Source organism: Marinibacterium profundimaris (genome assembly GCF_002210095.1).
GTDB classification, from domain to species: Bacteria; Pseudomonadota; Alphaproteobacteria; order Rhodobacterales; family Rhodobacteraceae; genus Marinibacterium; species Marinibacterium profundimaris.
This window is the reverse complement of sequence record NZ_AQQR01000001.1, coordinates 569,163-586,302: the sequence shown is the minus strand read 5'-3', so window position 1 is coordinate 586,302 and position 17,140 is coordinate 569,163. Positions and strand designations below refer to the sequence as shown.

Below are 17,140 nucleotides of genomic sequence, written 5' to 3'. Positions count from 1 at the left end.
CCTCCGGGGTTAGCTGGACTGTGCCGGGACGCTGGCCGGTGCGAACAGCCGAACCGATTTGATCTCGGCGGTGTATTCCATGAAGGGCCAGTCTATATCGGCGTGGATGTAGGCCGCGTACTTGGCCGCTGATCGGCTTCGCGCGCTGACGATGATGCAGCCTTCGTGATGCCTGAAGGTGACCGCGTATCGTGCCGGGGTTTCGACGTTCGAGCGCATGTGCTCGACCAGCGCGCGCTTCCCCGCTTCCGTGACGTGGAAGTAGGCCATCCCGAATTTCTCGGTGCCGTTCGTCCAGTGTGTAGACGCGCGCATCCTATCGGCGGTGCTGCTGTCCGGCCCTGCCGCGAAGTAGTTGCGGTATGTCTCCCCCATGACCTCATCCGGCCATGGGCATCCGAGGGCGTGATGCAGTTCGTGGAAGTGCATATCCTCGATCCTGACGTTGCACTTTCGCATTTTGGCCTCCGGGGTTAGCTGGACAGGGCTGCGCGGACCATGCAGTCCTTCGCCTCGAGCAACTTCCGCAGACCAGCGCTCTTTTCCGGTCCGTCCGGCAGCTGATCGTTCATCTGCGTGGCCATGTCGCCGAAGGGCTTGCTGACCGCCTGCAAATGTTCCGGCAGGTGCGCGTATTCAAAGTATTTCATGATCGGGTTCGGCATTGTTTTTCCTTTCGAGGTAATTGGACCGGGCAAGCCCGGGGTTAGCTGGATCGCACGTTTTCGGCAGCTTCGAGTGCCGCTCGTGCAAGTTTCAGGCTGGTCTCGGCGGGCATCGGGACTTGCCGAAATGCCCGGTCGATTTGGTTCTCGGACCAGCCGCGCTCGCGAAGGCCGATCCGGTCAATCGCCCGCGCTGCGGCAACGATCTGCATTTCGTTGAAGGGCATCGGTGCCTCCGGGGATTGTTGGATTCAGACTGATGCGGTGATCGCCAGCAGGCCAAGCCAGCCGCCGAAGATCACAACCAGAAGGCCATACCAGCCGATGGCCGCCCACATGGCCCAAGCCAGCGGTAAGACCTCTGCGGCAAGTCGGGGTTCAAGGAACCAGCAGAGCGCGGCGGCAATCCAGGCCAAGGTTGCAGGGATGCCGGCCAGCGCCCAAGCCCATCCGTTCGGGGTGCTGTTCTCGAGCCAGTGAAGGTTTGTCATTCCGTCGCCGTTCATTTGCGGTCTCCCGTCCGGGATGCGTGCAGGGCGATCCGCTCTTCCACATGGGGCACGGTGCCCTCGTTGAGCATTGCCACCGCCTTCCTGTGATCTTGCTCCATTGCTGCCAGCAGGAGCGCGCTCACGACGTGGTCGAGTGTGATCAGAACCTGCGGGCGGTCGCGCACCGGATCTCGGCCGTCCAGGATCTCCCTGATTGCGGCCATGGCGCGGCGGGTGTCTCGGGATGCTTCGGTCATTCTGCTGCCTTCCCCTTCTTCGCTTCCCGCGCCGCGTGCTCCAGCTTCGCCGTTGCCAGCACCGTGGGGCGGATCTCGGGTTCATAGGCGTCATATGGCTTGTACCAGCGGCCTCCGGACAGCCGGGGCAACAGGGCCATCGGGATCGCTTCCCAGTTCGACGGGTCGGTGTTGGTCTTGTCGCCGTCCAGGCACTTGAGGACATGGTCCCTGGGAATGGGGCCGTTCGCCTTTTCCCAGAGATAGCGGTGCTTGTGGACAGGCCGGGTGGCTGCGCCGGTCCAGGGGTTCGGCTCGTCCACGATCATGATGATATAGCCGTCCTTGGGGCAGATCCGCTCATGCCCGGCGCCGCGATAGCTGTGCGGCTTTTGCCCTTTCTTGAACTGGGTCTTGCGGGCGTTCGGGTGCAGGCCCCCGGTGCCGGGCGCGCACTTCTTGCCCTTGTTCTCAGGGGTGCGGCCCTTGTCGTATTGGCCTGTCCGGCCGGTCATCCAGCCCTTGCGCTTGCAGAGCGAGTTGAAGTTGGCGAGCGACACGTCCGCGCGGCCGAACCGCTGCTGGAACTCGGCGTGAGCCTCCCGGCGCGGCCTGGTTGCATTGGACTGGATCCATGCCAGTTCTGCCTTGCTGTATTCGATCCACCGCCCCTTCATTCGGAGTTCTTCCCGATCTGGGGCAGCATGGGGAGGACGCCCTGGCCGTGCTCCGCGAACAGCTTCGCGGCCTTCAGCTGGAGGTCAGCGTTCCGCGTGATCGTGTCGGAGACTGACACGATGGCTTCCGCGCGCTTCGCTTCCTGCTCGATTTGATCCGGTGTCATGTCCTCGGCGGACAGGCGTTCCAGCTGGGCGAACAGGTGGTTGTTCAGGTCGGTGAGCTTGTTCTTCACGGTTGCATCTCCATCGCGCAGGTCGCCACAGCGCCCTCGCCAGCCAGCGCATAGGGCATCAGCACGGCGAAGCAGCCGAAGACGATGATCAGCAGCAGGCGGGGGCCGTCGAGGCGGGCGCCGGGGGTGTCATTCTCCATGGGTTGTGCTCCTTAGGGGGTGGGCGCCGAGGTGATCCACGCGGCCAGCGTGGCGGCGCCCTTGATGAGCAGCGCGATCATCAGGGCGGCGCTGCCGAGGTAGAGGGCGAGCTTCACGAAGCGCATGGTGTGGACCTCCTCTTGGCCTGTGAATTCGGCGGCGGGGCTTGTGCGATGGTGGGATTGGGGGAGCCCCGCCGCTTCGTCCGCGCCGGCTGGGGTGGCGTGGATCCCGGTGTTGGAAAGGGCCGGGGCCGAAACCCCGGCGAGGTGGCCGCTGCCCGGCAGATCGGGAGGGGGCAGCGGCTGGCAGTTATTCAGGTTCGGCGGCGCGCCGATCGACACTCATGCCGCCCTGGATCCCGGCAGCGGCGTATTCCGCCGCGCTCTGGCTCCCGAACAGAACGGTCATGCGCATCCCGGCCTCGTCCACGATCTCCAGGCGATGCTCGCCACCGATGACGCGCGCCTCGGCCGAGACGGGCCGGCAGAGCGCAACCGACAGGCTCACGCCGCTGCCGCCGTCGAGCGGAAGCCCGGCGTCGCGCGGATCAGGGCGCGGCGGCGGGTGGTGTCCTCATCCTCGGTGGCGAGGCGGGCCCAGGCGAGGATCGCGCCGGTGCGGCTGGCGTGGCGGCCAGTCTCGATGCCGTAGAGGCTCATGCAGAAACCGGCCTCCGTCTCGTCCAGGTCCATCGGTTGCCAGCCGAGGATCGCGATCAGCGCGGCCTCCGGCTTGGCCGCGGCGTGGGCGGAAAGGAGGCGCCCGCCCAGGTCATAGGCGTGGCGGCGGATGCGGGTGCTTGCGTTCTTGGGCATGATCAGTTGCCTCCTGTGCGGCCGAAGAAGAGGGGCAGGCCGGTCTCTTCGGAAATGCGGGTTGCGATCTGCTCGAAATAGGCGCGGCGCATGTACTCGACGCGGCGCCAGGCAAAGCCGAGTTGCAGGCCGGCAGGGGTGGGTCGCCAGCGGAACAGGCATTCCAGCTGCACCGGATCCTCGCCGTAGTAGAGCGGGATGTTCAGGTAGAAGCTGCGCGGGATGACGATGTCACCCTTCACATGGGTCTCGGTCTCGTAGGTGAAGGCGCGGTCGCCGTTCTCCAGCCGGGTCTTCGAGGAGAACTTGGCGCCCTGGCTGGCTTCCAGATCCCGGCTGATCTCGATCATCACGCTGGGTTCGGGGTCTCCGATATCGACGGCGTTCTCTTCCAGGAACCGCGCGAACTCCTCTTGCGAGTGCATCTTGCCTTCGAACTCGTTCCAGCGTGCGTATTCCTCGGACGCCCGCAGGATGAATGTCGTGCGGTGTCGATCCTGGCGCGGGGCCAGCGGCGCATCTTCGTGGCGTGGGGCCGGCGGCGCATCTTCCAGACGCTGGGAAAGTGGAGATCCCTCGGCATTGTGGGTGTGCCAGTCGAGGCGGGCGATGATCTTGCCGCTGTCGTGGTCGGCCAGCAGGATCGAATTGTCGTCCCGGAAGCGGTTGATATAGGCGATGTGCGAGTCCGCCTTGTCGACCGTCACGCTCGCGGCGATGTGCGGCGGCAGGGCGAATTCATCCTCGACGATCTGGGTGGTGAAGCCGCGCGGCAGCATCAGGATCTTGTCGCCGTTGTGGCCCTCGACCACCGGCGCGGAGATCCGTTCCGCCTCGATCACGGCGTCCAGCTCGCGGATCGGGTCGCGTCCCTCGGGGATGTCTTCGGTCTTGTCCATTGGGGTGCTCCTCTGGGTCACTCGGCCGCGCGATCGTGCGCGCCGATGTAGTCTTCGATGTCGGCTTGGTTCGGGTCGGATCGGGACAGCCGCCCATGATGGGGCCAGTAGATCCCGGTGCCGATGGCGCGCGGCGGCACCTTGGCTTTGACGGTCGGGACGATCTCGATCTGGCCCGCCTTGTTCACGGAGAACGACAGGTCGATCGTCAGGGTGCCCTTGCCGCCGCGCTCTTCGAGCGCATCAACCAGATCGGCCATTCGGTCGTCGGCCTCGGCGATCAGTGCGCCGCGCCGGAACGACTGGACGAAGGTCAGGAAGTTGAGGTCTTCGGGTTTGGCCATATGCGTCTCCCATCAGGTTTGCCGCAGTCAGTCGGGCTGTCTGAGGTTGTGATGGGAAAGTGATACGTCAGACGTATTCCGTTGTAAATACGCAGCACGTATATGATGACGAAAAAATGCGCGCCTGGTGGTGATGGGATGTGCTAGGACATTTGCGGAACGACAAGGGGGACAAATGCCTGCGTACTATGTCAGCCAGATTTTGGCCGCGACACGATATGTTGTGTCCGGAAAATGTGAATCAGCTATTCTTGATCGCTCTCAAGGAGCGTCAGTAGCGCGGCGCGACGTTCTGGAGATGCTGAGCGAAAGGCTTCCAGAAGACGTTGCTCAAGCTCGGGAACGCCAAAAAGCTCAACGGTGCTGACGTTTAGCGCATTTGCGATCTTGTCCGCGACAGAAAGCGACGGGTTGTTCGTGCCGCTTTCGATCCGTGATATTGTCGCCTGCTTGACGCCCGCGGCTTCCGCAAGCCGCGCTTGGGACCACTTCCTGGCTAGGCGTATGCGCTTCAGATTCTTCATCGTCGCTGTGTCGCAAATGTGGCTGCCTCGGGCTATCCCCATGGCTGTATAATTATTCGTGTGGCGGATTGACGGGTGCATACGTCTGACGTATTTGTTGCGCATGAGCAGTCTCGCAGAATATCTCAAGTCCAGTGGCATGACGCAAAAGGCGTTCGCTGATGCAGTGAATGTCTCTCAACCGACCGTTAACCGCTGGCTTAGTGGATCCAAGCCATCTTGGAGCAAGGCGGCTGAGATTGAGCGGCTGACCGAAGGCAAGGTTGCTGTCGCGTCTTGGGTGGCGTCGAACCCACCCTCCGAGAACGCGACGGGGGCGACCGAATGACCGCCCCCGCGCTTCCTTCTCAGTTTCAGGTCCAAAGTCCCGGTTCACACCCACAAGATAGGGCAGGGACCATGGAAACGTCTTCCGGAAAGTTTTCCGAATTAAAATCAATGGATTACCGCCGGTGCTTCGCGAAGCGCTGGCGCGATTTCGTCTGCGGCAACTTCAGATCCCCGGCCCATGTGGCCTATGTGTTCGATGTCGATCCCAAGACCGCCCAGAACTGGTGGGAAGGGACGAACGCGCCGCAGGGATGGGTCATCGCGCGGGCGATTTCCAACGAAGAGATCGGTCCCGCGCTGATAAGGCACCTGGGCGGTCAGGCATGACCCGGGTGCGCAGGGCGATCTTGATGATCGAGATCCAGTCCGCCGTCGCGCTTGCCGCGCGCGGCGACTGGCTGGCGCTCCGGCTGGGCACATTCTGCACCTGGTGGGCCGGGTCTGCCGCGCGCAGGCTGGAAAAACTTTCCGGAAAACATACCGAGAACACGGGGGGCGAGGATGGCTGAGGCGCGCGCCGCGAGGAACGGAGCACATGTCATCACGCCGGTTCGATCCGTGGATTTGCCGGTCGGGCAATGGACCTGGCGGGTCTCCTGGCATCCGGAGACCGGGGTTGCCATCGGGATTCATGAGCCTGACCTGAGCATCGCGGCGGCGCTGATCTCTGGCTTTGCAGATGGGAGCACGGCCGATCAGCTGCGGCGCCTGGCGGATGCGATTGACGACATGCAGCCGGAGGGCATCGAATGACCTACGGCACGCCGGGCGCTCTCCGGAACATCACGCGCGAGCAGCTTGAACCGCTATGGGCGCGCCACGACATTCCGGTGAAGCGCCTCGCCGAAGCGCTTGGCGTGTCGCGGCAAGCCGTGAGCTTGAGGGCGAAGGCTCTGGGCTTGCCGAGCCGGGCATCCAACAGGCGGCCTCTCGAGAAGTGCTCTGCGGAATACTTCACGCGGCTCTGGTTGGCTGGGGTGAGCCAGAAGGACATAGCAGCGGCCTGCGGATACACCCGTGCCCAGACCGTCGGGCAGCGCAGGCGGATGCTCGGTTTGCCGCCGCGCCGCCGAGAACGCTGTACCGGAACGAGGTCCGGCTGGGGCACCATCACTATGGATCAGTTCCTGGAAGCTGAACTCGGCCGGCGCATGAGGGAGGACGGCGCGAAGGCTGGGCCCCGCGACGATGTGAGGGGGCCGTGATGACAGAGCGCGCGGCACGATTGATCGACATGGCGGATCTGCCGGAATACCCGATCGCCTCGGCGGACAGGCTGGACGCGCATTACTTCCTGCAATGGAACCTGAAGCGCTGGCGCGGCAGCGGGTTCCGGAAGAAGGCCTATGCCGACCCTGAGGTCGGCTTCTACGGCTTCGAGCTCTTTTGCTTTGCCCAGGACGAAACACCGATCGGAACGCTTCCGCGCGAGGACGCCGACCTGGCGTTCCTTCTGCATCTGCCCCTCGAACGGTGGCAGGCGCTCCTGCGCCGCGAGGTCACACCGCTGCACGGCTGGTCGCCGGTGATGTGCGACAACGGCGAGGTTCGGCTCGCCCATCCGGTGGTGACCGAGGTCGCCCTGGATGCCCTGACCTCGAAGCGGCGCAACGCGGCCAAGAACGCCGATGACCGGATGCGCAAGCGGCTGGCCACCATCGCCGGCCACCTGCGCAGCTTGCCCGGCGGCGATCGGATCGCGGCAAGCGAGGAGCGCGTGAACCAGCTGAGCGACTGGATAGAGCAGGCGTTTCCGGGCGGCAGCGCGACGCGCAAGCGGGTGGTCGAGGCGCTGAACGCAATATCTTCAACGGGTTAGGCGCTGAAAAACTTCCAACGGAAGAAACCGGAAGTTCCGGCGGAAGATTTCTGGAAGGTTTTGGAAGTTTTCGTTTTTTCCAAGAACCGCGCCGCTGAAAGGAAAAGAGAAGAAATGAGACTGAAAGGAAAACAGCAGGCGCCGGAAGAAACCGCCGCTGAGCGCTGTGGATAAGTCGGGACATCGGACAGGAGGCAGGCATGGAAAATGGAGCTGCTGAGAGGGAAGAGACGAACCGGGACCGGGTGCGCAGGTTGCTGTTTGATCGGCTGGGGTTCAGGCTGAAACGGGGCGAAGATGCTGAGGCGCACCGGCAGGCGCTGGATCGGCTGGCCGATGACCTTGCTTACCTCGGAGACGGGGAACTGGAAGCGTTGCGCTGCATGGTCGAGATCCACGGCGAGGGGAAGGCTCGGAACCAATGGCCGGGCCTCGGGGTCTTCCGGGCGATGGCGCAGATCGTGCGGCCCCGCCCGGTCGATGAGCTTCCGGCGCTGCGGCGCTGGTTCGCCTCGGTCGAGGGGCCCAGGGCGTTGAGGGCCGGGACGCTGGTCGAGACTGCGGACTTCTTCGAGCGGCGACGGAGGCCGCCCACGCGACCGGGTGAGGCGCATCTGATCTCGGACCAGGCGCGCAAGAACGAACGGCGACTGCAGGTGCTCGACGAACGGGTCGCGCTCGGTCGCTCGGTCGATGCGGGGGACGTGGCCTGGGCGCGCCGATACCGGGCGCGTCTGGCGGATCTGAAAGCGATTGTCGAAACAGGAGAGGTAGCGCAATGAGCTATGAGCGCGGGCAGATCGTGCCGTTGGGCGGCGGTCGTGGGGTGCGTCCGGCGCGTGGTGGGAAGCGTGAGGTTTCGATCTGGGATCTTCTGGTCTGGGCATTCGCGGTCGAGAAGGTGTCGATGGATCTCGATGAACTCGGCGCCATGGCAGATGCACGCCCCAACTTCGGGATCGAATATGTGCTGATCCAGAGAGCGATGCTCGGTTGCACGGTTGACGGCGGCGGTAGATCGGAATCTCACCCGGACGCTGACCTCGTCGCGTCTGCCGTGGCCAGCCTTCCGGAGGCCGTTGGTGGCCGGGGCATGGCTGTCCAGATTGCCGAGTGCTCCCGGTTTCGCCTCATGCCGTGCTGGGGCTCGGATGTCGAACCAAGGTGCGAGCCCGTCGAGTGGAAGCGAAACAAGCACGGGCTCTTCGCGGCGCGGTCATTCTGGCGCGGGGATGGGAATATGGCGCGGTGGCCTGAGGCGCAGCTCGGTCGTGACGATGGCTATGTGTGCCCGGTGACCTATCGCGGAACGGCATCCGAAGTGGCGGCGGCGCGGCGGGCATGGTTGCAGTGGAGAATGGCCCTGGCCATGCTGCGCGACACGTTCAGAACTCGTAGTGATCTTACTGCGTTCGAGGTGACCGAGGACCTTCCACCTGTTGCCCCTTGGAAAAAACCTGTTGACCGAATGTCAGTTCGTTGACATCTTGCCTGCGAACCGAATTGCGCCCGGCGGAGAGATCCGACCGGGCGCTTTCTATTTCCAGACCCAGCGGCCCGAGCAGACCTCCCTCGGATGGGGGTCGATGGACAGGGGCCGGCAGGGCAGCGCCGGCCCCGATCGAATACCCAGAGCGCGCCCGCCGACAGGCGCGACGGACAGTGCGGTCACCTGCAGCGGCGGGGCGGGTGGCCATCCATCGGGAAGGACAGGCAATGGAGATTTCATCTTTGACGATTTCGATCGAGCGCCGGGCCTGGCTGCGTCTGTCTGGTCTGGCCGGGCTTGCTCTGGCCTATGTCGGCCTGCGGGCGGGTCTGCCCTTCGCGTGGTTCTTTCGCATGACGATCTCCTGATGGGGCGCCTCAAGGCAATGCCGAAGCGCCTCGCGGCGCCTGCGCCTCGGCTCGGCGCTGCGGTAGGCGACAGCAGGGCGCAGGACCAGAGCCGGGCGAGGGAAAAGCCCTGGCGTGCCTGGTACAGCCTCAAGCGATGGAAAGATCTGCGGAGGCAAGTGCTGAAGCGCGATGGCTACACGTGCCAGCAAACGGGCGTCCCGCTGATCGGAGGGCGCGACGATCCTGACGCGCCGATCGCGGACCATATCCGCGAACACAAGGGCGATCCGGTTCTGTTCTGGGATCCGAACAACCTGCAGGCAGTGTCGAAGCAATGGCACGACAGCGAAAAACAGAAGATCGAAAGGCGGCGGCCGGCCAGCGGTCGGCCGGAGTGGATGCCGCGCCCGGCGATCCCGGTCACGCTGGTGTGCGGGCCGGCAGCGTCCGGGAAGTCAAGATATGTCGCGCTGCATGCTGCGCCGGATGACGTGGTGATCGACCTTGACCTGATTGCCTGTCGTCTCGCTGGCCATGAGCTGCGGCACGATTGGGACCGCATCGAATGGCTGGGGCCGGCGCTGCGCAAGCGGAACCGGATGCTTGCTGATCTGGCGAAGGCCAGGCCCGGACGTGAGGCCTGGCTAATTTCGACCGCAGCCGATGCTGCGGAACGGGAATTCTGGAAGCGCAAGCTCGGCGCGCGCGAGGTGATGCTGGCCGAGCCGACCGCGGTTTGTCTCGAACGAGCACAGCGGCAAGGCGGCCGAGACATGGATCGGACGCGCCGCGCTATCGAGCAATGGTGGGCCGTCTTCACGTCCTGACCTGCGGCCCGGGGTGGGGGTGGGTCGAAAGTCAGAAAGTTTGGCGCAGGGACACCTGAGCCCCCCTCACTCGGAGATTTTTTCCCATGGCTGGCGAAAATCCGGGCGCGGCAGACGGATTTGACCTCTTCGGCAATCCGATCGAGCCGATCCGCGATCGGCGCGGGCGCCCGACCTTTAGGAAAGATAAGCAAAATCAAGACTTTGTTGCCGTTCGCGCGGCGGCGGGGTGGACGCAGGCGGCCATTGCCGAGGCGCTGGGGTGCGATGAGAAGACCCTGCGCAAGTATTTTTCCCGTGAGCTCTCAGGCGGCGCGCTGATGATGGAAGGGATCTGCCTCGACGTTCTTCTGCGCAAGGTGCGCGAGGGGCATACGCCGAGCGTGCGTGCGCTGCAGGATCGTCTCGATCGGGTTGCGGCACAGCCTGCGCCGGGCAAGGGGCGCGGGGCGGATGACGGGGCCGAGAAGCCGGCGCCCATGGGCAAGAAAGAGCAGCGCCTCGCCGACGCGGCGGAGCCGGCGGCTGATTACGGCGATCTCTACGATCGGATCCGCAGCAAGGCGCGGCCGCAATGAGCGATATGTCCTGGGCGGCCTGCCCGGACTGGTGGGAAAAGCTGCAGCGCGGGGCAACGCCGATCCCGCCGCTCGATCTCGATCCGGACCTGTCCGAGGTCGCGGTCGAGCTTTTCGACAAGCTGGTGGTGCCGGACATTCCGGGCCAGCCGCTCATGCGGGACGTGGCCGAGGAATGGGCGCGCGATATCGTGCGCGCCGCCTTCGGCTCGGTCGGCTCGGATGGCGCGCGCCGGGTCGGGGAAATCTTCTGCCTGGTGCCGAAGAAGAACACGAAAACCACGCTCGCGGCCTGCATCGGGCTTATCGCGCTGCAGATGAACACGACGCCGAACATTCGGGGGATCGTGGTCGGGCCGACGCAGGCGGTGGCCGATACCTGTTTCGGGCAGATGCAGGGGATGATCGAGGCGGATCCTTGGCTCACCAAGCGGTTCAAGGTCGATACGAACAAGAAGACGATCACGGACATCTACCCGGATCCGGACACGGGCCGGCCGCTCAATGCCAAGTGCAAGGTCACGTCCTTCGATCCGGCGGTGACCACGGGCGGCATTCCGGCCTTCGCGATCCTGGATGAGCTGCACGTGATGGCCGAGCGGCATTTCGCGACGCGGGTGATCGGGCAGATCCGGGGCGGCATGATCACCAACCCGCAATCGCTGCTGGTGATCATCACGACGCAATCGGAGATCCCGCCGCAAGGGGTGTTCAAGGCCGAGCTGGAATATGCGCGCGGGGTGCGGGACGGCGATATCGTGGATCACGTGCGCATGTTGCCAGTGCTCTACGAGTTTCCCGAGGCGCTGCAGGCGGACAAGAAACAGCCTTGGAAAGACCCGGCGCTCTGGCCGGCGGTGCTTCCGAACCTGGGCGCGTCGATCACGGTCGAGCGGCTGGTGCCGGAGTATCACAAGGCGATCGAGACCGGCGAGGATGAGCTGGCGCGGTGGGCGTCGCAGCATCTGAATATTCAAATCGGCCTCGGGCATCACAAGGGCGGATGGATCGGGGCAAGCTACTGGATCGAGGCGGTCGAGCCGGCGCTTGATATCGAGGAGATCCTGGCGCGGGCGGAGGTCTGCACGATCGGGGTGGACGGCGGCGGGATGGATGACCTTTTGGGGCTCGCGATCCTCGGCCGCGACCGCGTGACAAAACGCTGGCTCCTGTGGTGTTCGGCCTGGGTGCACGAGGTGGCGCTGACGCGGCGCAAGGGGATCGCCGAAAAGCTCCGGGACCTCGAGCGCGAGGATGCGCTGACGATCTGCACCACGCCGACGCAGGATATCGAGGAGCTGATCGCCCTGGTCAAGCGGGTGCAGGATGCGGGGCTCTTGCCGGAACGCGGCGGGGTCGGGCTGGACCCGGAAGGGGTGGCGGCAATCGTGGATGGGCTCGAGCTCGCCGGGATCCCGGCCGACACGCTCGCCAGCGTATCGCAGGGCTACAAGCTGAACGGCGCGATCAAGGGGACCGAGCGCAAGCTCTTCGACGGGTCTCTGGCCCACGGGGGCCAGCCGCTGATGTCCTGGTGCGTCGGCAATGCAAAAACGGAACCGAGGGGAAACGCGGTGATTGTGACGAAAGCGGTTTCCGGGGCCGGCAAGATTGACCCGCTGATGGCGGCCTTCAACGCGGTGTACCTGATGAGCCTGAACCCGGCGCCGGTCAAGCGGCGGGGCCTGTCGGGCATGCTGGCCGCGCCCGTGGGGGTCTTCTGATGGTCGTGCGCTTCATGAAGGCGGCCATGCGCGGTGTGCGGGCCGAGCTCGCGGCCGGCGAAAGCGGCTGGGAAGTGGTGTCGAGCGCCAATGCGTGGCACGGGATGGGCTACACCAGCAACTCTGGGCAGACGGTTTCGGTCAATTCCGCGCTCACGCTCTCGGCGGCCTGGGCCTGCGTGAAGGGCAATTCCGAGGCGATCGGATCCTTGCCGCTCGCGGTCTATGAAAAGCAGTCGAACGGCTCGCGGCAGAAGATCGAGCCGGATCTCGCGGAGGTGCTGACGACAAGCCCGAACCGGGGCCAGACGGGGCTCGAGTTCTGGGAAGCGAACGCGGCGCATCTGCTGTTGCGGGGCAACTTCTACGCGGAACGTCTGATGATCGGGCGTCGCCTGGTGGGCCTGCGGCCGATCTTCAACGTGACGCCGAAGCGGCGCGATGACGGCCAGTTCGATTATCACTTTACCGAGGACGGCGGCCGCCATGTGCTGCCGCCTGAGCGGGTCTTTCACGTGCGCGGCTTCGGCGGCGGTGATGGCCTTGGCATGTCGGCGATCAAGTACGGCACGCAATCGCTCGGCGCGGCGCTGGCGGCGGACGTAACGGCCTCGAAGGTCTTCGCGAACGGCATGATGCCGGCCGGCCTCTTGAAGTCCGATCAGGAGCTTGACCCGGATCAGCGCGGACAGCTGCAAAACATGCTTGCCGACTTCGTTGGCAGCAACAAGGCCGGCAAGACGATGGTCCTGGAAAGCGGGCTCGAATACTCGGCCCTGTCGCTGAACCCGGAAGACGCGCAGCTTTTGGATACGCGGCGGTTCGGGGTCGAAGACGTGTGCCGCTGGTTCGGCACGCCCCCTGTCGTGATCGGCCACGCGGGGCAGGGGCAGACGATGTGGGGGACCGGGGTCGAGGCGATCATGCTGGCCTGGTTGCGCACGGGGATCAATCCGATCCTGCGCCGCAATGAGACGCGGGTACTGAAGGATCTGATCCCGCCGGAGCGGCGGGGCAAGTGGTTCGTGGAGTGGAACCGCGAGGCGATGCTGCAAATGGACAGCCGGGCCAAGGGGGACTTCCTGTCCCGCATGGTCGCGGCCGGTGTCATGTCCAGCGACGAAAGCCGCGACAAGCTCAACCTGCCGCGCCGGGGTGGCGCGGCCGACGATCTCCGGGCGCAGGTGGCGACCGCGCCGATCGACATGCTGGGAAGGGACAAGGGATGACAATTCGCGACCTGCCGAAGGCGACAGCAACGGCGCGCCCGGGCGTGCAGAGTGACATTTCTCCGAAGGCGCTGCAGCGGTGGGCGCCGGATGTGCGGGCGGCTGTTGAGGATGACGCGGCGACGATCTCGATCCTCGATCCGATCGGCGCCGACATGTGGGGCGACGGGGTGACCGCGCGCCGGATCTCGGCCGCGCTGCGATCGGTCGGCGACCGACCGGTGACGGTGAATGTCAATTCGCCGGGCGGTGATTTCTTCGAGGGGCTGGCGATCTACAACCTGTTGCGCGAGCACCGCCACGCGGTCACGGTCAACATCCTGGGCATTGCCGCCTCGGCCGCCTCGGTCATTGCCATGGCCGGCGATGAGGTTCGGATCGCGCGGGCGGGTTTCCTGATGATCCACAACACATGGGTCATGGCGGCCGGTGATCGCCACGCCATGCGCGAGGTGGCCGACTGGCTCGAGCCCTTCGACGCAACCGCGGCGGAGATCTACGCCGCGCGCTCCGGCGGTGACCCGGCGGAGATTGCCGAAATGCTCGATCGCGAGACCTGGATCGGCGGCACGGCCGCGATCGAACAGGGGTTCGCCGACGATTACCTCGCATCTGACATGCTCGAGACCGGCGGGGGCGAGCCCTCGGCGGCGATCCGGGCGGAACGGAAATTCGATCTTCTCGCGCGGCGCGCGGGCCTGAGCAATTCGGCCTCTCGCGAGATCCTGCGCGACCTGAAATCCGGCATGCCTGGCGCTGCCGAAAACCTGCATCCGGGCGATGCGGGATCCGAGCGGCCGGGCGCCGCCGACGTGACGCAGGAGCTCGCATCGCTCCTGCAATTGGCAAAATCCATCTGAGGACACACACATGAATGTCATGACAAAACCGGCCGCTTCGGCGGCCGCAATCCTTGCTGCGGCCGCGTCGGGCCAGATCCGCAAGCCTGCCGCAGTCATCGGCACGCCGCGCATGGAGGCCGCAGGCAATGTCGAGAAGCTCCTCGCGGAGGTGAAATCCGAGCTCGGCCGGGTGACCGACAGCGTGCAGAAGACGGCGGACGAGGCGCTCAAGCAGGCCAAGGAAACCGGGGATCTCAACGCCGAGACCAAGGCCACGGCCGACAAGGCGCTGGCCGAGTTCAACGGCCTGTCGGGCGCGCTGAACAAGCTCGAGGGCAAGCTCGAGGCGCTGGAAACCCGCAATCTGGATCTTGAGCAGGCGGTTGCCGCCGGCGGCCGGGGCGGCGGGTCGCAGGTGCAGACCGTGGGCCAGGAGCTGGCCGGCTCCGATGAGCTCAAGGCCTGGGTGTCGGGCGGCCTGAACGGCAACCTGTCGCTCAAGCCGAAAGCGGCGATCACCACGGCGGCCGGCTCCGGCGGCGGCCTGATCTGGCCGACCGAGGACCGCACGCCCGCGAACATGGCGCGCCAGCGCCTGCCGATCCGCGCGCTGCTGATGCAGGCGACCACGGAAAGCGACGTGGTGAAGTTCGCCCGGCAGGTGACCCGCACCAACGCGGCGGCGATCGTGGCGGAGGAGGGCGCGGCGCCGGAAAGCTCCTATGGCTGGGAACAGGCCGAGGCCAACGTGCGCAAGATCAGCCACGTGACGCATATCTCGGACGAGGCGCTGGCCGACAGCGGCCAGCTCGAGGCGGCGATCGACGGGGAAATGCGCTATGGCCTCGATCTCGAGGAAGAGGCGCAGATCCTGGCCGGCGACGGCACGGGCACCAATCTCTCGGGCCTGATCACCGAGGCTACCGCCTTCTCGGCGGCGGCGGGCCTGCCCGATGCGACCCGGATCGACCGTCTGCGCCTGGGCATGCTGCAACTGGCGCTGGCGAATTACGCGACCACCGGGATCACGCTGAACCCGACCGACTGGGCGGCGATCGAGCTGCTGAAGGACACGACGGGCCGCTATGTCTTCGGCGATCCGAACGTGTCGAGCTCGCCGATGCTCTGGGGCGCGGACGTGGTGCCCACGGCCTCGCATTCCGCGGGCGAGTGGATGGTCGGCAACTTCATGATGGCGGCGACGCTTTATGACCGCATGGCGGCCGAGGTGCTGATCTCGAGCGAACACGGCACCAACTTTGTCGACGGCATGAAGACCATGAAGGCGACCAAGCGGCTCGCCATGGCGGTCAAGCGCGGCGCGGCTCTCGTGACGGGCGATTTCACTTTCGTCTGATCCTGACGCGGGCGGCTTTGGCCGCCCGTGATCCATCCCATGACACGGAGGGCAGATCATGCTCCTGAAACTCAAGCGGACACAGAAGACCCGGCTCGGCCGGCTGCAGATGGGCGTTGTCTATCTGTTCGATCCGAAGAACCCGGCGCACAAGGATGTCTCCGGAACGCTGATCCAGCGCAAATTTGCGGTGAAGGTCACGAAAGCCGAGCTCGAGAAGGACGCGGCCGACCTAGACGCGCTGACCCGGGCGCTTGCGGCCGGCGAGGTCGAAAAGACCGGCATGCCGATCCCGATCCTGGAACGGGCGGCGATCCTGGCGCAGGAGGTCGAAGAGGCCGCCGCGGTCGGGGCTACCGACAAGGCGGCGTCGGACAAGGCAGCGGCGGAGAAGGCGGCGGCGGACAAGGCAGCGGCGGAGAAGGCGGCGGCGGACAAGGCGGCGGCCGACAAGGCAAAGGCCGGCAAGGCCGGGGCTGCTGACCAGTGAGCCAGCTCGCGCTTGCCGATATCAAGCGGTATTGCCAGGCGGTCGATTTCTCGGCGGATGACCAGCTTCTCGCGGACCTGCACAAGGTGGCCGAGGAGTTCGTGCAGAAGTACACCCGCCGGGATCTCGACGCGGAGTTTCCGGGCGCCTGGCCCGAACCGTGCTGCCAGGCAGTCAAGCTCCTGGTCGCGTCGTGGTATCGCGAGCGCGAGGCGCCGGTCTCCGATGGCGTGCGCGACATGCTCAAACCTTACCGGGATCTGAGCTGATGCCGGGGCCGAAGCCGGGGCAGATGATCGAGGTCGTGCAGTTTCGCCGGCCGCTCCTGACCGATGACGGGATCTCGGAGGTCGAGACCTTCGAGGATTTCGGGGCGGCGCAGCGCGCGCGCAAGATCGACGCGAGCGATGCGGAGGCCTGGAAAGCGGCCGAGGTGAGCGCCTCGATCTCGGCGCGGTTTCAATTCCGCCGAAATGAGGTGACCGAGGCGATCACGCCGAAAGATCGGCTGACCTGTCGGGGTGTCGAATACGAGATCACGGGCAAGCGCGAGATCTCGGATGATCTGCGGTTTTTCGAGATCTCCACGGTGGCAAGGATCGACCTGGAATGAGCGTCACCATGAAGCTCACGGGCTTTTCGGAGCTCGAGCGCGAGCTCGACAAACTGAGCCGGGCCGCGGGCAAGGGGGCCCTGCGGCGGTCGCTCCGGAAGGCGGCCGAGCCGCTGGCGGAGAAGATGCGCGTGAACGCGCCGCGTGACGACAGCCCGGATCTGGTCGAGTCGATTGCGGTTTCCACCAAGCTCTCGAAGCGGCAACGGGGTCTGCACCGCAAGACGGTGCGGGATGACAAGGCCTCGGTCGAGATGTTCGTCGGCGCCGGGCCGCTGCCCGAGGCGCATCTGCAGGAGTTCGGCACGATCCACCATCCGCCGCAGCCCTGGGCGCGGCCGGCCTGGGACAGCGACCGCGCGGCGATGCTCGATCGGCTCCGGGTAGAGCTCTGGGCCGAAGTGTCGAAATCCGTCGCGCGGGCCGAGGCGCGGGCGGCGAAGCGGGCTGCGAGGAGCTGA

General features: G+C 65.5%; 33 protein-coding genes. 19 read left to right on the top strand and 14 right to left on the bottom strand.

Annotation, left to right across the window (positions count from 1 at the left end; genetic code table 11):
• Nucleotides 1–9 precede the first annotated feature (9 nt).
• The 14 genes from ATO3_RS02800 to ATO3_RS02745 form a co-directional block, all read right to left on the bottom strand.
• On the bottom strand, nucleotides 10–375 hold the full coding sequence (locus ATO3_RS02800) for a hypothetical protein (RefSeq protein WP_143747211.1): 366 nt from the start codon (nucleotides 373–375) through the stop codon (nucleotides 10–12).
• 98 nt (nucleotides 376–473) lie between these two features.
• Entirely contained in the window at nucleotides 474–665 is a 192-nt protein-coding gene (locus ATO3_RS02795; RefSeq protein WP_088648259.1) for a hypothetical protein, read from the bottom strand.
• Nucleotides 666–706: 41 nt separating this feature from the next.
• A complete protein-coding gene (locus ATO3_RS02790; RefSeq protein ID WP_088648258.1) occupies nucleotides 707–892 on the bottom strand; it encodes a hypothetical protein in 186 nt (61 codons plus the stop codon).
• Between the two features lie 24 nt (nucleotides 893–916).
• Complete coding sequence (locus ATO3_RS02785) at nucleotides 917–1,171, bottom strand: hypothetical protein (RefSeq protein ID WP_088648257.1); 255 nt, start codon at nucleotides 1,169–1,171, stop codon at nucleotides 917–919.
• Complete coding sequence (locus tag ATO3_RS02780; RefSeq protein WP_088648256.1) at nucleotides 1,168–1,413, bottom strand: hypothetical protein; 246 nt, start codon at nucleotides 1,411–1,413, stop codon at nucleotides 1,168–1,170. Before ATO3_RS02780 ends, ATO3_RS02785 begins: the two co-directional genes overlap by 4 nt.
• Nucleotides 1,410–2,069: an HNH endonuclease gene (locus tag ATO3_RS02775; protein ID WP_088648255.1), complete on the bottom strand. Its 660-nt coding sequence runs from the start codon at nucleotides 2,067–2,069 to the stop codon at nucleotides 1,410–1,412. Before ATO3_RS02775 ends, ATO3_RS02780 begins: the two co-directional genes overlap by 4 nt.
• Nucleotides 2,066–2,305 (bottom strand): hypothetical protein, encoded by a 240-nt coding sequence (locus ATO3_RS02770; RefSeq protein WP_088648254.1) that lies wholly within the window; start codon nucleotides 2,303–2,305, stop codon nucleotides 2,066–2,068. The genes ATO3_RS02775 and ATO3_RS02770 overlap by 4 nt, the downstream gene beginning before the upstream one ends.
• Nucleotides 2,302–2,445: a hypothetical protein gene (locus ATO3_RS28750; RefSeq protein WP_158217894.1), complete on the bottom strand. Its 144-nt coding sequence runs from the start codon at nucleotides 2,443–2,445 to the stop codon at nucleotides 2,302–2,304. Before ATO3_RS28750 ends, ATO3_RS02770 begins: the two co-directional genes overlap by 4 nt.
• A gap of 12 nt (nucleotides 2,446–2,457) precedes the next feature.
• Nucleotides 2,458–2,790, bottom strand: a complete 333-nt coding sequence (locus ATO3_RS28395; protein ID WP_143747210.1) for a hypothetical protein — start codon at nucleotides 2,788–2,790, stop codon at nucleotides 2,458–2,460.
• Nucleotides 2,759–2,956 (bottom strand): hypothetical protein, encoded by a 198-nt coding sequence (locus ATO3_RS02765; protein ID WP_088648253.1) that lies wholly within the window; start codon nucleotides 2,954–2,956, stop codon nucleotides 2,759–2,761. The genes ATO3_RS28395 and ATO3_RS02765 overlap by 32 nt, the downstream gene beginning before the upstream one ends.
• Nucleotides 2,953–3,264, bottom strand: a complete 312-nt coding sequence (locus tag ATO3_RS02760; protein WP_088648252.1) for a hypothetical protein — start codon at nucleotides 3,262–3,264, stop codon at nucleotides 2,953–2,955. Before ATO3_RS02760 ends, ATO3_RS02765 begins: the two co-directional genes overlap by 4 nt.
• Before the next feature lie 2 nt (nucleotides 3,265–3,266).
• A complete protein-coding gene (locus ATO3_RS02755; RefSeq protein WP_088648251.1) occupies nucleotides 3,267–4,163 on the bottom strand; it encodes a DUF2303 family protein in 897 nt (298 codons plus the stop codon).
• 17 nt (nucleotides 4,164–4,180) lie between these two features.
• On the bottom strand, nucleotides 4,181–4,507 hold the full coding sequence (locus ATO3_RS02750) for a hypothetical protein (RefSeq protein ID WP_088648250.1): 327 nt from the start codon (nucleotides 4,505–4,507) through the stop codon (nucleotides 4,181–4,183).
• A gap of 245 nt (nucleotides 4,508–4,752) precedes the next feature.
• Nucleotides 4,753–5,031 (bottom strand): helix-turn-helix transcriptional regulator, encoded by a 279-nt coding sequence (locus tag ATO3_RS02745; protein ID WP_158217893.1) that lies wholly within the window; start codon nucleotides 5,029–5,031, stop codon nucleotides 4,753–4,755.
• A gap of 103 nt (nucleotides 5,032–5,134) precedes the next feature.
• On the opposite strand from ATO3_RS02745, the gene ATO3_RS02740 reads away from it, so the two are divergent.
• The 19 genes from ATO3_RS02740 (at nucleotide 5,135) to ATO3_RS02655 (ending at nucleotide 17,140) form a co-directional block, all read left to right on the top strand.
• Nucleotides 5,135–5,359: a helix-turn-helix domain-containing protein gene (locus tag ATO3_RS02740; protein WP_088648248.1), complete on the top strand. Its 225-nt coding sequence runs from the start codon at nucleotides 5,135–5,137 to the stop codon at nucleotides 5,357–5,359.
• A 110-nt stretch (nucleotides 5,360–5,469) separates the two neighbouring features.
• On the top strand, nucleotides 5,470–5,688 hold the full coding sequence (locus tag ATO3_RS02735; protein WP_088648247.1) for a hypothetical protein: 219 nt from the start codon (nucleotides 5,470–5,472) through the stop codon (nucleotides 5,686–5,688).
• The gene (locus tag ATO3_RS02730) at nucleotides 5,685–5,870 is read left to right on the top strand and encodes a hypothetical protein (RefSeq protein WP_088648246.1); all 186 of its coding nucleotides are present in this window, start codon (nucleotides 5,685–5,687) and stop codon (nucleotides 5,868–5,870) included. The genes ATO3_RS02735 and ATO3_RS02730 overlap by 4 nt, the downstream gene beginning before the upstream one ends.
• Nucleotides 5,863–6,114: a hypothetical protein gene (locus tag ATO3_RS02725; RefSeq protein ID WP_143747209.1), complete on the top strand. Its 252-nt coding sequence runs from the start codon at nucleotides 5,863–5,865 to the stop codon at nucleotides 6,112–6,114. The genes ATO3_RS02730 and ATO3_RS02725 overlap by 8 nt, the downstream gene beginning before the upstream one ends.
• Nucleotides 6,111–6,566 carry a hypothetical protein gene (locus ATO3_RS02720; RefSeq protein WP_088648244.1) on the top strand — a complete coding sequence of 152 codons (456 nt, stop codon included), beginning with the start codon at nucleotides 6,111–6,113 and terminating at the stop codon, nucleotides 6,564–6,566. The genes ATO3_RS02725 and ATO3_RS02720 overlap by 4 nt, the downstream gene beginning before the upstream one ends.
• Nucleotides 6,566–7,180, top strand: coding sequence for a hypothetical protein (locus ATO3_RS02715; protein ID WP_088648243.1), 615 nt, complete (start codon nucleotides 6,566–6,568; stop codon nucleotides 7,178–7,180). Before ATO3_RS02720 ends, ATO3_RS02715 begins: the two co-directional genes overlap by 1 nt.
• Nucleotides 7,181–7,380: 200 nt before the next feature.
• A complete protein-coding gene (locus tag ATO3_RS02710; RefSeq protein ID WP_088648242.1) occupies nucleotides 7,381–7,962 on the top strand; it encodes a hypothetical protein in 582 nt (193 codons plus the stop codon).
• Nucleotides 7,959–8,663, top strand: a complete 705-nt coding sequence (locus tag ATO3_RS02705) for a hypothetical protein (RefSeq protein WP_088648241.1) — start codon at nucleotides 7,959–7,961, stop codon at nucleotides 8,661–8,663. Before ATO3_RS02710 ends, ATO3_RS02705 begins: the two co-directional genes overlap by 4 nt.
• A gap of 233 nt (nucleotides 8,664–8,896) precedes the next feature.
• Complete coding sequence (locus ATO3_RS28745) at nucleotides 8,897–9,037, top strand: hypothetical protein (protein ID WP_158217892.1); 141 nt, start codon at nucleotides 8,897–8,899, stop codon at nucleotides 9,035–9,037.
• Nucleotides 9,037–9,846: an AAA family ATPase gene (locus ATO3_RS28390; RefSeq protein ID WP_143747208.1), complete on the top strand. Its 810-nt coding sequence runs from the start codon at nucleotides 9,037–9,039 to the stop codon at nucleotides 9,844–9,846. The genes ATO3_RS28745 and ATO3_RS28390 overlap by 1 nt, the downstream gene beginning before the upstream one ends.
• A gap of 86 nt (nucleotides 9,847–9,932) precedes the next feature.
• The gene (locus ATO3_RS02695; protein ID WP_088648240.1) at nucleotides 9,933–10,424 is read left to right on the top strand and encodes a helix-turn-helix transcriptional regulator; all 492 of its coding nucleotides are present in this window, start codon (nucleotides 9,933–9,935) and stop codon (nucleotides 10,422–10,424) included.
• Nucleotides 10,421–12,148: a terminase large subunit gene (locus tag ATO3_RS02690; RefSeq protein WP_088648239.1), complete on the top strand. Its 1,728-nt coding sequence runs from the start codon at nucleotides 10,421–10,423 to the stop codon at nucleotides 12,146–12,148. Before ATO3_RS02695 ends, ATO3_RS02690 begins: the two co-directional genes overlap by 4 nt.
• Nucleotides 12,148–13,377, top strand: a complete 1,230-nt coding sequence (locus ATO3_RS02685; protein WP_088648238.1) for a phage portal protein — start codon at nucleotides 12,148–12,150, stop codon at nucleotides 13,375–13,377. Before ATO3_RS02690 ends, ATO3_RS02685 begins: the two co-directional genes overlap by 1 nt.
• Nucleotides 13,374–14,237, top strand: a complete 864-nt coding sequence (locus tag ATO3_RS02680) for a head maturation protease, ClpP-related (RefSeq protein WP_088648237.1) — start codon at nucleotides 13,374–13,376, stop codon at nucleotides 14,235–14,237. Before ATO3_RS02685 ends, ATO3_RS02680 begins: the two co-directional genes overlap by 4 nt.
• A gap of 10 nt (nucleotides 14,238–14,247) precedes the next feature.
• Entirely contained in the window at nucleotides 14,248–15,576 is a 1,329-nt protein-coding gene (locus ATO3_RS02675) for a phage major capsid protein (RefSeq protein ID WP_088648236.1), read from the top strand.
• Nucleotides 15,577–15,634: 58 nt separating this feature from the next.
• A complete protein-coding gene (locus ATO3_RS28960; protein WP_088648235.1) occupies nucleotides 15,635–16,066 on the top strand; it encodes a hypothetical protein in 432 nt (143 codons plus the stop codon).
• Entirely contained in the window at nucleotides 16,063–16,335 is a 273-nt protein-coding gene (locus tag ATO3_RS02665; protein WP_088648234.1) for a head-tail connector protein, read from the top strand. The genes ATO3_RS28960 and ATO3_RS02665 overlap by 4 nt, the downstream gene beginning before the upstream one ends.
• Nucleotides 16,335–16,679, top strand: a complete 345-nt coding sequence (locus ATO3_RS02660) for a phage head completion protein (protein WP_088648233.1) — start codon at nucleotides 16,335–16,337, stop codon at nucleotides 16,677–16,679. The genes ATO3_RS02665 and ATO3_RS02660 overlap by 1 nt, the downstream gene beginning before the upstream one ends.
• Nucleotides 16,676–17,140 (top strand): HK97-gp10 family putative phage morphogenesis protein, encoded by a 465-nt coding sequence (locus ATO3_RS02655; protein WP_088648232.1) that lies wholly within the window; start codon nucleotides 16,676–16,678, stop codon nucleotides 17,138–17,140. The genes ATO3_RS02660 and ATO3_RS02655 overlap by 4 nt, the downstream gene beginning before the upstream one ends.

Bases quoted from the DNA above. Each gene is read 5' to 3' on its own strand.
- ATO3_RS02800 (WP_143747211.1), bottom strand. From the start codon at position 375: ATGGGGGAGACATACCGCAACTACTTCGCGGCAGGGCCGGACAGCAGC.
- ATO3_RS02795 (WP_088648259.1), bottom strand. From the start codon at position 665: ATGCCGAACCCGATCATGAAATACTTTGAATACGCGCACCTGCCGGAA.
- ATO3_RS02790 (WP_088648258.1), bottom strand. From the start codon at position 892: ATGCCCTTCAACGAAATGCAGATCGTTGCCGCAGCGCGGGCGATTGAC.
- ATO3_RS02785 (WP_088648257.1), bottom strand. From the start codon at position 1,171: ATGAACGGCGACGGAATGACAAACCTTCACTGGCTCGAGAACAGCACC.
- ATO3_RS02780 (WP_088648256.1), bottom strand. From the start codon at position 1,413: ATGACCGAAGCATCCCGAGACACCCGCCGCGCCATGGCCGCAATCAGG.
- ATO3_RS02775 (WP_088648255.1), bottom strand. From the start codon at position 2,069: ATGAAGGGGCGGTGGATCGAATACAGCAAGGCAGAACTGGCATGGATC.
- ATO3_RS28750 (WP_158217894.1), bottom strand. From the start codon at position 2,445: ATGGAGAATGACACCCCCGGCGCCCGCCTCGACGGCCCCCGCCTGCTG.
- ATO3_RS02760 (WP_088648252.1), bottom strand. From the start codon at position 3,264: ATGCCCAAGAACGCAAGCACCCGCATCCGCCGCCACGCCTATGACCTG.
- ATO3_RS02755 (WP_088648251.1), bottom strand. From the start codon at position 4,163: ATGGACAAGACCGAAGACATCCCCGAGGGACGCGACCCGATCCGCGAG.
- ATO3_RS02750 (WP_088648250.1), bottom strand. From the start codon at position 4,507: ATGGCCAAACCCGAAGACCTCAACTTCCTGACCTTCGTCCAGTCGTTC.
- ATO3_RS02745 (WP_158217893.1), bottom strand. From the start codon at position 5,031: ATGAAGAATCTGAAGCGCATACGCCTAGCCAGGAAGTGGTCCCAAGCG.
- ATO3_RS02740 (WP_088648248.1), top strand. From the start codon at position 5,135: ATGAGCAGTCTCGCAGAATATCTCAAGTCCAGTGGCATGACGCAAAAG.
- ATO3_RS02735 (WP_088648247.1), top strand. From the start codon at position 5,470: ATGGATTACCGCCGGTGCTTCGCGAAGCGCTGGCGCGATTTCGTCTGC.
- ATO3_RS02730 (WP_088648246.1), top strand. From the start codon at position 5,685: ATGACCCGGGTGCGCAGGGCGATCTTGATGATCGAGATCCAGTCCGCC.
- ATO3_RS02725 (WP_143747209.1), top strand. From the start codon at position 5,863: ATGGCTGAGGCGCGCGCCGCGAGGAACGGAGCACATGTCATCACGCCG.
- ATO3_RS02720 (WP_088648244.1), top strand. From the start codon at position 6,111: ATGACCTACGGCACGCCGGGCGCTCTCCGGAACATCACGCGCGAGCAG.
- ATO3_RS02715 (WP_088648243.1), top strand. From the start codon at position 6,566: ATGACAGAGCGCGCGGCACGATTGATCGACATGGCGGATCTGCCGGAA.
- ATO3_RS02710 (WP_088648242.1), top strand. From the start codon at position 7,381: ATGGAAAATGGAGCTGCTGAGAGGGAAGAGACGAACCGGGACCGGGTG.
- ATO3_RS02705 (WP_088648241.1), top strand. From the start codon at position 7,959: ATGAGCTATGAGCGCGGGCAGATCGTGCCGTTGGGCGGCGGTCGTGGG.
- ATO3_RS28745 (WP_158217892.1), top strand. From the start codon at position 8,897: ATGGAGATTTCATCTTTGACGATTTCGATCGAGCGCCGGGCCTGGCTG.
- ATO3_RS28390 (WP_143747208.1), top strand. From the start codon at position 9,037: ATGGGGCGCCTCAAGGCAATGCCGAAGCGCCTCGCGGCGCCTGCGCCT.
- ATO3_RS02695 (WP_088648240.1), top strand. From the start codon at position 9,933: ATGGCTGGCGAAAATCCGGGCGCGGCAGACGGATTTGACCTCTTCGGC.
- ATO3_RS02690 (WP_088648239.1), top strand. From the start codon at position 10,421: ATGAGCGATATGTCCTGGGCGGCCTGCCCGGACTGGTGGGAAAAGCTG.
- ATO3_RS02685 (WP_088648238.1), top strand. From the start codon at position 12,148: ATGGTCGTGCGCTTCATGAAGGCGGCCATGCGCGGTGTGCGGGCCGAG.
- ATO3_RS02680 (WP_088648237.1), top strand. From the start codon at position 13,374: ATGACAATTCGCGACCTGCCGAAGGCGACAGCAACGGCGCGCCCGGGC.
- ATO3_RS02675 (WP_088648236.1), top strand. From the start codon at position 14,248: ATGAATGTCATGACAAAACCGGCCGCTTCGGCGGCCGCAATCCTTGCT.
- ATO3_RS28960 (WP_088648235.1), top strand. From the start codon at position 15,635: ATGCTCCTGAAACTCAAGCGGACACAGAAGACCCGGCTCGGCCGGCTG.
- ATO3_RS02660 (WP_088648233.1), top strand. From the start codon at position 16,335: ATGCCGGGGCCGAAGCCGGGGCAGATGATCGAGGTCGTGCAGTTTCGC.
- ATO3_RS02655 (WP_088648232.1), top strand. From the start codon at position 16,676: ATGAGCGTCACCATGAAGCTCACGGGCTTTTCGGAGCTCGAGCGCGAG.